This window comes from Leifsonia sp. Ger2509, assembly GCF_055231915.1.
The window spans coordinates 2,418,191-2,433,420 of the sequence record NZ_JBUYVB010000003.1; the positions used below are offsets into that span (position 1 = coordinate 2,418,191).

General features: G+C 68.6%; 14 protein-coding genes. 11 read left to right on the forward strand and 3 right to left on the reverse strand.

Annotated features, from left to right (window positions below):
* Nucleotides 1–2: 2 nt before the first annotated feature.
* The 4 genes from ACV7NN_RS12005 (at nucleotide 3) to ACV7NN_RS12020 (ending at nucleotide 4,195) form a co-directional block, all read left to right on the forward strand.
* Nucleotides 3–1,373, forward strand: a complete 1,371-nt coding sequence (locus ACV7NN_RS12005; protein ID WP_463349802.1) for a ferredoxin reductase family protein — start codon at nucleotides 3–5, stop codon at nucleotides 1,371–1,373.
* A gap of 32 nt (nucleotides 1,374–1,405) precedes the next feature.
* Nucleotides 1,406–1,879 (forward strand): FMN-binding protein, encoded by a 474-nt coding sequence (locus ACV7NN_RS12010; RefSeq protein ID WP_463349803.1) that lies wholly within the window; start codon nucleotides 1,406–1,408, stop codon nucleotides 1,877–1,879.
* Nucleotides 1,876–2,637: an FAD:protein FMN transferase gene (locus tag ACV7NN_RS12015; RefSeq protein ID WP_463349804.1), complete on the forward strand. Its 762-nt coding sequence runs from the start codon at nucleotides 1,876–1,878 to the stop codon at nucleotides 2,635–2,637. Before ACV7NN_RS12010 ends, ACV7NN_RS12015 begins: the two co-directional genes overlap by 4 nt.
* A gap of 277 nt (nucleotides 2,638–2,914) precedes the next feature.
* Nucleotides 2,915–4,195 carry a hypothetical protein gene (locus ACV7NN_RS12020; protein ID WP_463349805.1) on the forward strand — a complete coding sequence of 427 codons (1,281 nt, stop codon included), beginning with the start codon at nucleotides 2,915–2,917 and terminating at the stop codon, nucleotides 4,193–4,195.
* A gap of 12 nt (nucleotides 4,196–4,207) precedes the next feature.
* Here the strand turns inward: ACV7NN_RS12020 and ACV7NN_RS12025 are convergent, their stop codons facing one another.
* Complete coding sequence (locus tag ACV7NN_RS12025; RefSeq protein WP_463349806.1) at nucleotides 4,208–5,389, reverse strand: alkaline phosphatase family protein; 1,182 nt, start codon at nucleotides 5,387–5,389, stop codon at nucleotides 4,208–4,210.
* Between the two features lie 115 nt (nucleotides 5,390–5,504).
* On the opposite strand from ACV7NN_RS12025, the gene ACV7NN_RS12030 reads away from it, so the two are divergent.
* The 7 genes from ACV7NN_RS12030 to ACV7NN_RS12060 all read left to right on the forward strand — a co-directional run bounded on the left by ACV7NN_RS12030 (nucleotide 5,505) and on the right by ACV7NN_RS12060 (nucleotide 14,013).
* Complete coding sequence (locus tag ACV7NN_RS12030) at nucleotides 5,505–6,110, forward strand: class I SAM-dependent methyltransferase (RefSeq protein WP_463349807.1); 606 nt, start codon at nucleotides 5,505–5,507, stop codon at nucleotides 6,108–6,110.
* Between the two features lie 129 nt (nucleotides 6,111–6,239).
* A complete protein-coding gene (locus ACV7NN_RS12035; RefSeq protein ID WP_463349808.1) occupies nucleotides 6,240–6,698 on the forward strand; it encodes a hypothetical protein in 459 nt (152 codons plus the stop codon).
* A 67-nt stretch (nucleotides 6,699–6,765) separates the two neighbouring features.
* Nucleotides 6,766–8,634: an alpha-amylase family protein gene (locus tag ACV7NN_RS12040; protein WP_463349809.1), complete on the forward strand. Its 1,869-nt coding sequence runs from the start codon at nucleotides 6,766–6,768 to the stop codon at nucleotides 8,632–8,634.
* Between the two features lie 445 nt (nucleotides 8,635–9,079).
* Nucleotides 9,080–10,381: an ABC transporter substrate-binding protein gene (locus ACV7NN_RS12045; protein WP_463349810.1), complete on the forward strand. Its 1,302-nt coding sequence runs from the start codon at nucleotides 9,080–9,082 to the stop codon at nucleotides 10,379–10,381.
* A 10-nt stretch (nucleotides 10,382–10,391) separates the two neighbouring features.
* Nucleotides 10,392–11,375 (forward strand): carbohydrate ABC transporter permease, encoded by a 984-nt coding sequence (locus tag ACV7NN_RS12050; protein ID WP_463349811.1) that lies wholly within the window; start codon nucleotides 10,392–10,394, stop codon nucleotides 11,373–11,375.
* Nucleotides 11,372–12,250 carry a carbohydrate ABC transporter permease gene (locus ACV7NN_RS12055; protein ID WP_463349812.1) on the forward strand — a complete coding sequence of 293 codons (879 nt, stop codon included), beginning with the start codon at nucleotides 11,372–11,374 and terminating at the stop codon, nucleotides 12,248–12,250. The genes ACV7NN_RS12050 and ACV7NN_RS12055 overlap by 4 nt, the downstream gene beginning before the upstream one ends.
* Nucleotides 12,247–14,013: an amylo-alpha-1,6-glucosidase gene (locus tag ACV7NN_RS12060; protein WP_463349813.1), complete on the forward strand. Its 1,767-nt coding sequence runs from the start codon at nucleotides 12,247–12,249 to the stop codon at nucleotides 14,011–14,013. Before ACV7NN_RS12055 ends, ACV7NN_RS12060 begins: the two co-directional genes overlap by 4 nt.
* A gap of 86 nt (nucleotides 14,014–14,099) precedes the next feature.
* On the opposite strand, the gene ACV7NN_RS12065 is transcribed toward ACV7NN_RS12060, so the two are convergent.
* Together ACV7NN_RS12065 and ACV7NN_RS12070 are read right to left on the reverse strand one after the other, a co-directional pair.
* Nucleotides 14,100–14,465, reverse strand: a complete 366-nt coding sequence (locus ACV7NN_RS12065; protein WP_463349814.1) for an META domain-containing protein — start codon at nucleotides 14,463–14,465, stop codon at nucleotides 14,100–14,102.
* 102 nt (nucleotides 14,466–14,567) lie between these two features.
* A complete protein-coding gene (locus tag ACV7NN_RS12070; RefSeq protein ID WP_463349815.1) occupies nucleotides 14,568–15,224 on the reverse strand; it encodes a GntR family transcriptional regulator in 657 nt (218 codons plus the stop codon).
* Nucleotides 15,225–15,230: the final 6 nt, after the last annotated feature.

Consider the following 15,230-nt stretch of genomic DNA (forward strand, 5'->3'; position numbering starts at 1 on the left):
GCGTGAGTGTGATCACCACTCCGCGGCGCGTGAGCGCACGCGGACCGAGCGCACGCGCCCAGCGTCGCCACTCGAGGGTCGTGCGGATCGTTCTGTGGGGGGGTGGACTCATCGTCCTGTGGATGTGGTGGGCCGGCGTGCCGTCGACGGCCACGGCGACCCCGTCGGTCGTCATCACGTCCGCCGGCGAGCTCGTCGGAATGGTCGCCGCCTACCTGGTGTGCGCACAGGTGCTGCTCATCGCCCGCATCCCGTGGTTCGAGCGGGCGGTCGGACTGGACAAACTCGTCCTGTGGCACCGCACGCTCGGGACGACGGTCGTGCTTCTGGTCCTCACCCACGTCGGCCTCATGCTCCTCGGGAGCGAGGTCATCGACAGGTCGACGCCCTGGTCGGAGCTCATCTCCTTCCTGCAGAACTACCCGGACATGCTCGCGGCGATCCTCGGCACCGCCGCGCTCCTCGCGGTCGGGCTCAGCAGCGCGCGCCTGCTGCGCGCCCGGCTCTCCTACGAGGTCTGGTACTGGCTGCACCTCACGACCTATGTGGCGATCTTCCTCACCTTCCTCCACCAGCTGAGTGCCGGCAGCCACTTCATCGCGACCCCCGTCAACCGGGCGGTCTGGCTCCTGCTCTACCTGGGAACCGCATCCGCCGCGCTCACCTGGCGTTTCATCCTGCCGACGTTGGACGCGTGGCGGCACCGGATGCGCGTCCAGTCGGTGGTGCGCGAGAACGCCGGCACCACGAGCGTCTGGTTCAGCGGACCCCACCTCGACGAGCTCGGGGTGCGGGCGGGCAACTTCCTGCTCTTCCGGTTCCTGTCGTGGGGGCACCTGCTGACCGCGCATCCGTACTCCGTCTCGCGGGTGCCGTACGACGGACGGCTGCGCATCACCGTCGGGGCGCTCGGCAACCACTCCGCGCTCGTGCGCGAGCTCAAGCCGGGCACACTCGTCTTCGTCGAAGGGCCGTTCGGCCACTTCACGGCGGACCGGGCCAGCCGGGAGCGCATCCTGCTCGTCGCCGGTGGCGCGGGGATCGGCCCGATCCGGGCGCTCGCCGAAGAACTGACGGCACGCGGGGTGACACCGGCGCTGATCTACCGGGCGCACTCCGCCGCGGACCTCGCCCTGCTCGACGAACTCCAGCGGATGCCCGGCCTCACCGTGATCCCGGTGGTCGGCCGCCGCAGCGAACTGGGCTGGGACCCGCTGTCCCCGGAAGGCCTCGCGTCGATGGTCCGCGACCTCCACAACTGGGAGGCCTTCGTGTGCGGACCCGAAGGGATGATGCTGACCGTGGAGGCGTCGCTTCGTGACCTGCAAGTACCGAAACGCTTCATCCACCGAGAAGAACTGAGCATGTCATGAGGCGCAAGAAGTGGAGAGGCACGATCCTATTCGTGGTGATCCTGACCGTGATGGGGCTGACCGTCGGGCTCCGGCTGTACGGCGCCGGCCAGGCGACGACCGCGTCGACGCACGTTGCGTCGCTGGCGCCGACCACGAGCGCGACGCCGCCGCCCGCGACGCCGTCGGCTGCGCCATCTGCTGCGCCATCCGCATCCGCGTCTCCGACCGCCTCGGCACCTGCCCCCGCGCCCGCGACGAAGACGGTCGACGGCGCTGTTGAGCAGACGCCCTACGGCCCGATCCAGGTGCAGCTCACCTACACCGGTACGCACATCACCGCGGTCACCGAGCTCCAGTCGCCGAGCGACCGCGATCGCAGCGTCGAGATCAACCAGCAGGCCGGGCCGATCCTGGAGCAGGAAGTGCTCCAGTCGCAGTCGGCGAAGATCGACACGGTCTCCGGCGCGACGTACACGTCGGACGGCTACGCGCAGTCGGTCCAGTCGGCCATCGACAAGTCGTGAGGTTCGTCGAGACGGTGATGGGCATCCCGATGTCGATCGACATCCGGGATGCGGGGGCGGATGCGCGCATCCGGGAGACCGCGACGGCCGCGTTCGCCGTCATGTCCGATGCCGACCGGCGGTTCAGCGCCTACCGCGACGACAGCGAGCTCTCGCGCGCCAACCGCGGGCTCGTCACGGAGGGCGACTACAGCGCCGACCTGCGCGACGTTCTCGCGATCGGCGAGAGGTTCCGCGAGGCGTCGGGCGGCGCGTTCCGGGTGCGCGCAGCCGACGGCCGCCTCGACACCGACGGTGTCGTGAAAGGGTGGGCGGCCGAGCGGGCCGCCGGCGTCCTCCGTGCCCGGGGGTTGACCGACTTCTGCCTGAACGCCGGAGGGGATGTCGCGGTCGCCGGATCGCCGGGTGGTGGCGTCGCCTGGAACGTCGGCATCCGTTCGCCGTCCGATGCGGGGCGGATGTGGGCGGTGCTGTCGGTGACGGACTGCGCGATCGCCACTTCGGGAACCTACGAGCGCGGCCCGCACATCCTCGACGGCCGCACAGGGCTCCCGGCCGCGGGTCTGACGAGCGTGACGGTCGTCGCTGCCGACCTCACGACGGCGGACGTGCTGGCCACGGCCGTCTTCGCGCTCGGCCCTGACGGAGTCGCCTGGGCCATCGGCCAGGGCGCCACCGGAGTCCTCGCCCTCACCGCCGACGGCGCCCCCCTCGCCGCCGGCGTCGTCCCTCTGGCCGGAGCGGCGAGTCGTCGGTAACCGACCTGTCCCGCCACCGGAGAGGGCAGTTGGCGCCGACTCGATCGGCCGCGGCGCCACCGCGGTTCATCGATCGGGGGGCGTTTCTCTGAGAACACACAGGAGGCTGCGATACCCCTGCGAGTTTCCAGAGATATGCGTTCGCATAGTGATTTGGATGTGACATCTCGGTAACGAACCAATAACATCGAGAGGTGTCCCGACGGATGGTTGGTTTTCGTCGGGGTTTTCGACTCGACGCGATCCCGACCATTCGCGTCATTGCGGAAGGTACTGTGTGACGCGCTCGATCACGTTCGGGGGGGACCCGCAGTTGACGGCACCCCTCGCGCCTGTCGAGACGAACCCGCCCACAGACCAGATCTTCACCTCCCGTCGCGCCCGCCGTGAATTCGAACGCGCGGCCACCGGCGCCCTCGATGCGGTCGAGCAGACGGTGCTGGCCGCGCCTATGCCACCTGCGCCTGTCGCACCGGCGCCTGTTGCAACTGCGCCTGTTGCGGTTGCGCCTGTCGCACCGGCGCCTGTTGCAGTTGCGCCTGTTGCGGTTGCGCCTCTTGCACCTGCGCCTGTCGTACCCGCCGCGGTCGCACCCGCCGCACCTGTCGCAGTCGCAGCATCCCCAGCAGCCGCCGAGAACGTCGTGCCCGCCGAGCCGATCGCGACCGTCGTGCCGGTCGAGCATCCTGCCGCCCCGACGGTGAGCGCCGAGGCGGCCGAAGCCGTCGCGCGCCGCACCCGCCCGGTCAGGCGCCCTCCGCTCGCCCCCACCAAGAACCTCCACGCTCACCGCGCCCGCGGCGAAGAGCTGTCGCAGCGCGCGCGCATCCGCCGCACCCGGGCGAAGATCGGCGTCGTCCTCGCGGCGAGCGGTCTTCTCGGAACCGCGGCTCTGCCCGCCTATGCAGCGCCCGCCGAATCCTCATCGCAGGCGTCGTCGAACGTCGGCGTCCAGACCCTCGCCGGCGGAGGTGCCGCCGGGCCCGTCGCCTCCCGCGACGGCTACAGCGTCACGGAGAATCCGCTGCTGCTCGACTCGACTACGGGTGTGACCGTCTCGCCCACGGTGCAGGCACTCGCCCAGAAGCTGATGACGGCCGTGAACCAGGGCCGGCTGACCGGCTCTGTCCCGAACCACATCCCCGAGATCGAGTACCTGGCCGAAGGCCGGGTCGTCCCGAACTGCGGTATCGACTACCGAGTGCTCCAGACGATCGACGTGGCGCTGAGCGTGTTCACCACGGTCGGCGTGAGCGACATCAACCGCCGCTGCACCGGCCAGATCGAGGGCGCGGGAAGCGCATCCTCGCACTACGCCAACGGCGGTGGCCACGCGGTCGACTTCTTCCTGCTCGACGGCCAGTCGCTCAGTGGTGGCGACGCCCAGTCCGTGAAGCTGATCGAGGCGCTCGACCCGATCGTGCCGCCCCAGACGAATGTCGGCCAGTCGGAGTGCCGCTCCTCGCTGAGCCTCCTCAACTTCGCATCGTTCGACGACACCTGCAATCACCTGCACATCGATTTCGGAACGGCACAGGGCACCACACTCAAGTGGTGATCCTCCCGACGCTCACGGCGCGGGTGGTGGCTTCGGCGGATTCTTGTTGACCTTGCCGTCCGTCGGCGCGGGCAGTGTGCTTCCGTCCAGGGTCACCAGCGGCGGCAGCTGAGTGTTGAGCGCCCCCGGCCAGGGCTGAGGGTCGACCGGCTTCGGAGCGGGCGTCGGCGCCGTCGGCTGCACGATCACGGTGCCCGGCGCGGGCGGGACAGGTCGGCTGACCGACGCATCCACATGGTGCGCGAGCGACGGCGCGCCATCCACCCTCTCGACCCCGATCGGACCGAGCCCGAGCAGATCGATGATCGTCTTCGGGATGGAGGCGTGCGAGTGCCACTCGGGGTCGATCGCCTGCTCCACGGCCCCGCCGAACATGACGAGCGGGATGCGCGAGCCGCCGATGATCGGGAAACCGTCCGGATGGAGCGCATCCGGCACCGTCTCGATCGACGGAGTGCGCACGGAGTCCGCGTAACCGCCCCAGTCGTCCCAGGTGAGGATGAAGACCGTCTCGTCCCAGCCGCCCCCGTCGATCACGGCCTGCACGCGCTGCCACACGAGGTCGTGACCTTTGGTGATGTAATCGGGCGCGCTCACCGCGGGCGGATGCTCGTCGTAGCCCGCAGGTGACCAGACGTAGCAGACCTGCGGCAGCGTGCCGCCCTTGGCCATCGGGATGAACTGCGTGGGCGGATGCACGTTCCCGTTCCCCGGCGCCTGGGAAAGAGTCGTGTAGAACTTGACCGGATAGCCGCTCTGGTCGGGGAACGCTCCCCAGCTCACGCCGGCGGCTTCGGCGACGCTGAAGATCGACGGCAGGTTCCAGACCGGGTGCGGTCCGACGAACGGCGGGTTCTTCAGCGTGGGCATCTGGCCGCCGACGGCGAGCATGTGCCCGGGCGTCGAGTTGGAGCCCGGCCCGAAATGGTGGTCGGCGAAGACGAACTGCTTCGCCAGCGAGCTGTAGAAGGGGATGAGCAGGTCGTTGTCGAGCTGCGCGACCTCTGCAGGGTAGTCGCCCATCGCGTAGTGCACCCACGCACTCCGGTCGTGCGGCTGGTCGAAGTTCGGAGCTGCCGTCAGCAGCTTGCCGTTGTTCGCGACGGCGGCGCCCCAGGCCGCCATCGACGGAAAGTAGAAGTCGGTGGTCTTGTTCTCCTGGATGAAGACGATCACCCGTTTCGTCGCAGCCATCACGCACCCCTCAGTCGCTCGACGGTGTCCCCTACCTCGATGCAAGCACTCACCACTGTCAAAAGACAGGGGCCGAGGGTGAACAATCGAGGAGGGCGGGAGAAGGGGAGACAGGATGGCGGCGAGTGGCGGCAGGGCGGCACCGGTGTCGCGGGACGATCTGCGGCGACGGGCCCACGAGATGTTCGGCGGCGTCCACGGCCGGGTGCTCGAGGTCGGTGCCGGCGAAGGGGAGAACCTGGGGGCCTTCGGCGACGAGGTGCAGTGGACGGGCATCGAGCCGGATGACCTGTCGCGGCGCGAACTCGAAGCGGAGGCCGGTCGGCACGGACGCGCCGGCCAGGTTCTCGATGCCCGCTGCGAGGAGCTCCCGTTCGCCGACGGTTCGTTCGATGCGGTGGTCGCGACTCTCGTGTTCTGCTCGGTCACCGAGCTGGACCGCTCCCTCGCCGAGGTGATGCGGGTCCTCAGGCCGGGCGGAACCCTCGCGTTCGTCGAGCATGTGCAGGCGGCCAGGGGGACAGCGCGCCGCGTGATCCAGAGCATGGCGACGCCGTTCTCCGCGCACTGGGACGGCAACTGCCACTGGAACCGGGATCCGGTCGGTGCGGCGGGCGCCGCCGGCTTCATCCAGACACGCTGCGAGTCGTTCGACCTGGACACCGGCATCCCGTTCCTTCCGGCGCCGTGCATCCTCTACAGCGGCGTCAAGCCCGCCTGACGTTCGCTGCATCCCTGGACGGGCCGGGCCCCCCAGTTCGTGGGAGAGACGATCGTTATGTCGCGGTGACCGGGCAGTTTTCCTCCATAATTCGAATCGAGTTGACCAGAGCCATACCCGGAGGACACGGTGAACTACTCATACAACAGGGCCCACGACGACGCTCAGCGACAGGCCAGGCGGCACGCGCTCGACCTGCAATGGGCGAAGGAGCGACGCCGTCAGCACGATCGCGAATTGGCGCGCGCCCGGCGGTTGCTGGCCACGAAGCCGGTCGTTCTGGCTCAGAAGACCGTGCTCGTCTCCGTGCTGCTGCTGGCCGTGATCGCCGTGGGCCTCTGGCTCGCTGAGAGTTCGCAGCTGGCCGGCTACTGGAAGGACGACCTCCTGTGGCTGGGCCTCACCGCCACCATCGGGGTGCTCGTCGGCGCGTTGGTCTCGCTGCTGCGCCTCCACTCACGTCGCGAGGCCGCCGTGAAGCTGGTGAAGGCGCACCCGGTGAAGCGGGTGCACACCCAGTACCACCTCGAGCAGAGCACGCACTCGTGGGTGGCCGCGCGCGCCGAGGTGTTCAGCACGCAGGGGTGACCCCCCCCGCCCCCCGCGCCGCAGTCCGCGACCGGCGGGAGCGTAGGCTCGTGCCGGGAGCATGGACATGAGCTCAGCAGCGGACCCGGACTTCGACGAAGCGGAACGGACATCGTCCGCTGAGCGCTGGGCGCGCGAGACCGCGCGGCTCGAGCGGCTGCTGCGCGAGATCTACGGCGGAGACGACCGACTGGATGCACAGTTCGACGGCCTGCTCGGCGACCTCGCGGCGTCGTGGGAGGCACGCTCGCCGGAGCTGAAGGATCTCGACCGGCAGCGCCTTGCCGATCCGGCCTGGTTCGAGTCGAACCGGATGCTCGGGGGCGTCTGCTACGTCGACCGGTACTCCGGCACGCTGCAGGGTCTGCGGGGCCACATCCCCTACTTCCGCGAACTGGGGCTGACCTACCTGCATCTCATGCCGCTGTTCCTCGCTCCGGCGGAGAACTCCGACGGTGGGTATGCGGTGTCCAGCTATCGCGAGGTGTCGCCGGGGCTCGGGACCATGGCCGACCTGCGCGAGGTGGCCGACGACCTGCGGGCGAACGGGATCGCGCTCGCCGTCGACTTCGTCTTCAACCACACCTCGGACGAGCACGAGTGGGCGAGGAAGGCCCGGGCGGGCGTTCCGGAGTTCGAGGACTACTACTGGCTCTTCCCCGACCGCACGATGCCGGACGCTTTCGAGCAGACCACACGTGAGATCTTTCCCGACGACCATCCTGGCTCGTTCGTCCGCCTCGACGACGGGCGCTGGGTGTGGACGACGTTCCACACGTTCCAGTGGGACCTCAACTACGCGAACCCCGCGGTGTTCCGGGCGATGGCGAACGAGATGCTGTTCCTCGCCAACCAGGGGGTGAGCGTGCTGCGGATGGATGCGGTCGCCTTCATCTGGAAGCAGCTGGGCACGTCGTGTGAGAACCTGCCGCAGGCGCACCTGCTGCTGCAGGCGTTCAACGCGGTCTGCCGCATCGCGGCGCCGTCCGTGCTCTTCCTGTCCGAAGCGATCGTGCATCCGGACCAGGTCGTCGAATACATGAGCCCCGGCGAATGCCAGCTCAGCTACAACCCGCTGCAGATGGCCCTGATCTGGAACTCCCTCGCGACCCGCGATGTGCGGATGCTCACCCAGGCCCTCGAACGCCGCCACGCCACGCCGGCCGGTACCGCCTGGGTCAACTATGTGCGCAGCCACGACGACATCGGCTGGACGTTCGCCGACGAGGACGCAGCCGAGCTGGGCATCGACGGCTTCGACCACCGCAGGTTCCTCAACCAGTTCTACGTCGGGCGGTTCCCGGGGAGCTTCGCCCGCGGGGTTCCGTTCCAGGAGAACCCGAAGACGGGGGATGCGCGGGTCTCCGGGTCGACGGCGTCGCTCGCGGGTCTCGAAGCCGGCGACCCGCTCGCGGTGCGTCGCATCCTGCTGGCACACTCGATCATCCTCAGCACCGGCGGTCTGCCGCAGCTCTACCTGGGCGACGAGGTCGGCCAGCTCAACGACTACGCCTACGTCGACGACCCGGCGCACCGGGACGACAGCCGGTGGGTGGGGCGGCCGCGGTATCCTGCCGAGCTGTACGAGCAGCGGCGCTCGTATGCGACCCACGCCGGCGCGCTCTACCTGAGCCTGCGGCGCCTGATCGAGATCCGGTCCGGCACGCCGGAGTTCGCCGGCAACCGGCTGATCGGGTTCGATACCCGCAACGACCGCGTGCTGGGGTACCAGCGGCCAGGAGCGGACGCCACCATCGTGGTGCTGGCGAACGTCGGGGACGGCCGCGAGAAGGTGGATGCGCTGACGCTGTCGGGGATCGCGCCCGGGTCGTCCGACCTGGTGACGGGGGCGGAGCTCGACCTCACGGACGGCATCGACCTGGCGCCCGGCCAGTTCGTGTGGCTGCGCAGTTCGACACCTGGCGGCGAGGGTTGAGCCTGCGGCGTCTGTGCCGAAGGCTAGGCTCTTAGCCTTTGCTAGAAATCGTCTTTACCAAAGGCTACGGCCCCAGCCTTTGGTTAGAGGCTCCATATTTCTGGGCGACCGGCTGGACGAATCAGCGATCGTCGAGAGTGCCCGTTGCGGCCGAGAGCGCCCGGTAGAACGGCGACACTCGGCCGGAACAGCGACACTCGCCGTGGCGGGCGCGAGGGCACGCGCCCAGCGCGCGCCCAGCCCCGGGGCAGGTTTCGGTCAGTTCGATGGTGTTGGCTTGATGATCGCGCCCGAATGCATGCATTGACCGTGCGCGAACCCAGGCTGTTCCCGTGCGCATCCCCTTGCGTTGTGCCGCTGCCTACTGTATACAGAATACAGATCAAGGAGTGACCCCGACCCGGGGGCCTCCATCTGCAGAGAGACTTCAAGGAATGAGGTAGGCATGTCTCGCGTCGACTCGAAGGTGAGAAGACTGGTGGCCGTGGGAGCGGCTGTCGCGGTAGCGCTCAGTATGGCCGCATGTTCAGGTTCAGGAGCATCGAACGGGAGCGGGACCAAGACGGTCGTCTGGTCCACCTGGGGCACCCCCGAAGAGATCGCCCGTTACAAGGACTTCGACACGGAGTTCATGAAGCAGCACCCCGACGTCAAGGTCGTCCTGCAGCCCGTCGCCGACTACGGCGACTACCACACCAAGCTGCTCGCGCAGCTCGCCTCGGGCACAGCGCCGGACGTCTTCTACATCGGCGACGACAAGATCGGCCAGTTCGTCAGCTCGAGCGCGCTGCTGCCGCTCACGAAGCTGATGAACTCGAGCGCGAGCAAGACGAAGCCGGACGACTTCGCACAGGGCCTGTTCGGTGTGACGAAGAAGGGCGACGAGATCTACGCCGCCCCGAACGACTCCAACCCCGACGCCATGTGGTACGACAAGGTCGCGCTCAAGAAGGCGGGCATCACCGATGACCCCGCGACCCTCGCCGCCGCAGGCAAGTGGACCACCGAGGCCTACCTCGACATGAACAAGAAGCTCAAGAAGGCGGGTCTCACCGGCTCGATGTTCTGGAACTACTGGTCCACCCACTACGGCTGGATCTCGTCGCAGGGCGGCCAGGCGTTCGACGCCTCCGGCAAATTCGTCGCCAACACCGACCAGACCAGTGTCGACGCGATGGACGTTCTCGCGAAGAACTTCCAGAACCACACCTTCGTCGTGGCGGACACCCTCCCCCAGGGCGCCGGCGCCGACAGTGTGTTCGTCAGCCACAAGGCGGGCTTCTTCGTGCAGGGCCGCTACACGATCGGCACCGTCAAGTCCGCGGGCGACCCCGAGAACTACGACGTCGCCCCCTGGCCGACCCCGGACGGCAAAGCAGCGCCGACCGGCACGGCCGTGAGCTACCTCGCCATCAACGCGAAGACCAAGAACAAGGACGCCGCGTTCGAGTTCTGGACCAACTTCCTCTCCGCTGAAGGCCAGACGGCCCGCCTGCAGGGCGGCGGCAACGCCGTCCCGTCGATCAAGGGCGCAGACAAGGTGGTCCTCGACGGCTACCCGGCCCACGCCCAGACGCTGCTCGACATGCGCGACATCGGCTTCGAGGACCCCGCGACCGAAGCGGCCGTTCCCGGGCTCTCGAGCGACATCAGCGACAAGATGCTCGCCCTCTACCAGGGCAAGTCGTCCACGCAGGCGACGCTGGACGAGGTCGCCAAGATGATCTCCGACAAGACTGGCAAGTAGGGACAGACACGTGAGTGTTCTCCAGGGACCGCTGTCCGAAGCTCTCGTCGAAAGCGAGGCGGAGACGGCTCCCCGGCCCACCAGGCCGGGCGGACTCCGAGGGGAGTCCGCCTGGCGGCGGCGCGACCGTCGCTGGGGCTACATCTTCGTCGGACCGCAACTGTTCGGCATGGCGCTGTTCGTGCTCGTGCCCTTCGCAGCGAGTGTCGTGCTGGCCTTCGCCAAATGGGACGGGCTCAACGCCCTCAGCTGGGTCGGGTTCGAGAACTTCGGGACCGAGCTCACCGACCCGCTCTTCGGGCGGGCCGTGCTCAACACCCTGCTCATCGCGATCATCACGGTCCCGGTCGGCCTCGGCCTGGCCGTGGTGATCGCGGTCGCCCTCGAACGCCTGAAGACGAAGACGCTCTATCTCATCCTGTTCTTCGCGCCGGTCGTGACCTCGTCGGTCGCCGTCGCCATGATCTGGCAGCAGCTCTTCCGCAAGGACGGCGTGATCAGCGGCTTCATCGCCAACACGTTCCATGTGCCGCCGCCGGACTGGCTGGGCGACCCGCACCTGGCGCTCATCGCCGTGTGCATCGTCTCCATCTGGTCGTCGCTCGGCCTCAACATCATCATCTTCCTCGCGGGCCTGCAGAACATCTCACCCTCCGTCGTCGAGGCCGCGCGCATCGACGGTGCAGGCGCCCTCACTATGTTCTTCCGCATCCGCCTGCCGCTGCTGTCGCCGATCATGTTCTTCTCGACCGTGATCGCGTTCATCAGCTCGCTGCAGACGTTCGACACGGTGTTCATCCTCACGGCCAACGCCGGCCCCGACAACGCCACCCGCACGATCGTGTACCACATCTACGATCTGGGATTCGGCAAGTTCCAGTTCGGACCGGCGAGCGCCGCATCCGTGATCCTGCTGATCATCACCCTGGTCATCACGGGCATCCAGTTCACCGCCCAGAAGAAGTTCGTCCACTACGAGGATGGTGCAGCATGACCACGGCCGTCAGAACCGCCCCGGCCGCCCGCCGCCAGGGCAAAGGGGCCAGCCGGGCGCGCAAGACCGTCCTGCACGTCGTCCTCGCTGTCGCGGGCCTCGCGATGGTCTTCCCGTTCGTGTGGATGCTCATCACCTCGTTCAAGACGCTCCCGCAACTGCTGAACGACCCGCTGAGCTTCCTGCCGAAGCCGTTCACCTTCCAGAACTACATCGACGCCTGGAACGACGCGCCCTTCGCGCAGGCGTACTGGAACAGCATCTACATCGCCGTTCTCGTCGTCATCGGCACGCTCATCACCGCTGCGATGGCCGGCTACGGGTTCGCGCGCATCCGGTTCCGCGGGAGCCGGGCGTTGTTCATCCTGTTCCTCGCGACGCAGATGATCCCGATGCAGGTCACGCTGATCCCGTTCTATTTCCTGATGGCGAAGCTCGGCTGGGTCGACTCGCACCTGTCGCTTATCATCCCGGCCGCGCTCGCGAACCCGTTCGCCGTGTTCCTGATGCGCCAGTTCGTGCTCTCGCTGCCGATCGAGCTCGAAGAGGCGGCGATCGTCGACGGCGCGGGCCGGTGGCGGATCTTCTGGAGCATCATCCTGCCGAACCTCCGTCCGGGCCTCGGCGCGCTCGCGATCATCGTCGCGCTCGGCACGTGGAACAACTTCCTTCTGCCACTCGTGCTGCTCAACAGCCAGGAGAACTTCACGGTGCCGCTGCTGCTGCAGAGCTTCCGCGGGCAGTTCGGCTCGATCAACTACGGCCTGGTGATGGCGGCCTCCGCGGTGGCGACCATCCCGATGCTCATCGCGTTCGTGATCGGGCAGCGGCGCATCCTCAACAGCATGGCGGCTTCGGGGCTCGGCGGCCGGTGAGCGTCGAGCCGAGCGCCGAGCCGACGGCCGCGGACCGGGCCGCGCGTTTCCTCGACCTCGAGAACGCGCCGTTCACGTTCCCGGGGTCGCGCATCCTCGTCCAGCGCGCCGACGGCGGCGTCACAGTGCGTCTCGCCGAATACGAGCGGCAGCTCGAGGACTGCGTCGTCGTGCGCACCCTGCGGGTGTTCGGCCCGGATGGCCGCCTCACCCCGGTGCGCGACGTGCGACCCGAGCGGATCGCCTTCGAGGGCGGCGTGACGCTCACCTTCGACGGTCCGGATGCGGTGAGCCTCGGCGGCGGCGGACGCTGGACGGTCGAGCTGACCGTGCCGGGGAGTCTCCGAGCGCACGCGACGGCCGCATCCGGGGTGTGGACGACCGGCCTGCCGTCCGCGGCGTCGGCCGGCTGGAGCGCGGATGGCGTGGAGGACCTGACGGTGCGCGACGCCGGGGTCGAGACGGTCGCACGGCTCGTGCTCTCCGGCGACGAGGCGCAGGTGCGCATCGCCCTCGGCGAGGAGCCGGGCTCGCCCACCCACGCCGGCGCGCTGCGCGCGACCGAGCGCACCTGGGAGGACTGGTTCGCGCGCTGCCCGGTCGTCCGCGCGGATCTCGCCGACCTGACCGCGTTCTGCTGGTGGGTGCTCGGCGCCAACATCGTCACCCTGCCCGGCCGGGGGGATGCACGCGCTGTCGTGCCCTCGAAGATCGGCTACGTGGGACTCTGGCAGTGGGACGCGTACTTCATCGCGGCCGGCCTGCGCCACGGTGACCCCGAGCTCGCCCGCGAACAGCTCGCGCTCGCCTTCGGCTTTCCGACGCCGGACGGCCAGCTCCCCGACGTCGTCCACGACGAGGGCGTGCTCGCCTCCAGCGACGACCTGCCACCCGGGGACCGCGACAACCTGCGGCGGGCAGGCTCGGCCATCGCCGATCCGACGGCGCCGATCCCGCTCACGAAACCCCCGCTGGCTGCGTGGGCGCTCCGTTCGCTCGAAGGGCTGGTCGACGACCCGGAGTGGTTCGACGCGGCGTGGGCGACGGTGTCACGCAGCCAGGAGTGGTGGTTCGCGCACTCCGACCTCGACGGTGACGGGATGCCCGAGTACGGCCATCCGTATTCGTCCGGCCTCGACGACAGCCCCGTGTTCGACGGCCAGCTGCCCGTGACCTCACCGGACCTCGCGGCGTACCTCATCGTGCAGGACGACCTGCTCGCATCCCGGGCCCGTTCGGTCGGCGACGTCGACGCCGCCGACCGTCACACCCGTCGCGCCGAGCGGACGCTCGCGCTGCTCGAAGAGCTGTGGGATGACGAGGCAGGGTTCTTCCGGTCGCGCGGAGCCGGGCATCCGCTCGCCGCAGAGACGGCGGTCAGCCTGCTGCCGCTGCTGACCGGCCGGCTGCCCGGCCGCATCGTGGCCCGGATCCTCGAAGCGCTCGACGACCCCGCCCGGTTCGCGACGCCCTGGGCGGTGCCGACGGTCGCCGTGCGGGATGCGGACTTCACGCCGGAGCGGATGTGGCGGGGGCCGGTGTGGGTGAACATCAACGCACTGCTCGTGGAAGGGCTGGCGGTGTCCGGGCATCCGGAGCGGTCGCGGGCGTTGCTGGAGAACACGCTGCGACTGGTCGCGCACGGCGGCGGGCCTCACGAGTACTTCAACCCGCTGACGGGCGAGAAGGCGAAGACGGCGACGACATCGTTCGGATGGTCGGCGGCGCTGTACGTCGACCTCGCGGTGCGCGCATCCCGCTGACTGGCTCGATGCCGAGGGTGACGGTTCCGGTCGAGGGTGCCTGGCGGAACGGTCGCGCTCGACCGCAACGGGCCCGCTCGGCGCCGCTACTGCTTGTCGAGCGTGCCGATCTTGTCCCCGCCGTTCTTGTAGACGACCAGGGTGTTGCCGTCGACCTTGGCGGTGTGGGCGAGGTTCAGCCAGGGGGTGACCCCTTCGCAGGCCTTCAGAGTCGAGGCGAACGGTCCGAACGTGAAGGTGTCTCCGGAGATCGTGCCTTTGCCGCTCATCGCGTTGCAGCCGTCGGTTCCGGTGAAGCTGCCGTCATCCTTGATCGTGAGATTGGGCTGGCCGGAGGCGTTCGATCCCCAGGTGCCGGTGAAGGAGGATGCGGACGACGAGCATCCGGCGAGAGCGGCGACCACCATGATGGCGGCGACCACGAGGGCGGGCCGTGCGAACCTGGTCTTCATGGGCCTAACTTAGCGCCGAGTGTCGCCATTACGGTCGAAATTGCCCTGTTGAACGGACGTTCTCGGCGGTAACGGCGACACTCGCGCGATTGCGGGAGCCGGTCAGGCGAGGCGCTCCCAGGAGATGCCGGCGTCGGCGAGGAGGCGGCGCATCCCGTTGGTCCAGTTCGCGGCGAGGGCGGCCTGCGCCGCGGCCAGGTCGCCGTCGATGAGGTGGCGGGCGATGTCGGCGTGCTCGATCGCACTGCGCTCGACCATGACGTCGTCGGACACGAGAAGGGACTCGTAGCGGTGGATGGCGCGACGGACACCGTCGATCTCGACGAGCAGGCGCTTGTTGGGGCACGCGCTCAGCATCAGATTGTGCCATTCGTCGTCGCGACGGTTCACGAGCGCGTGCTGGGCGACGTCGTCGTTGAACTCCGCGGCGAGCGTCGCGAGCTGTTCGCCGAGCCGGGCGAGCTCGTCGCGGGGGCTGAGGTCGAGCGCCAGGCTCTCCAGTGTCACGATGATCGGGCACAGCTCTTCGAACTCGCGTGCGCTCAGCGGCACGAACCGGAAGCCTTTTCCGTTCTCGCTCTCGATCTGGCCTTCGCTCTCGAGCGCGATGAGGGCTTCACGCAGCGGCGTGCGGCTGACTCCGAGCTCGGCGGCGAGCTGCACCTCGTTGATGCTCTCGCCGGGGCGCACGTCGCCGGACCTCATGCGGGCGATGAGTTCTTCGCGAACCTGGGAACGCAGGTTCTTGCGCTCGATCAATGGGAC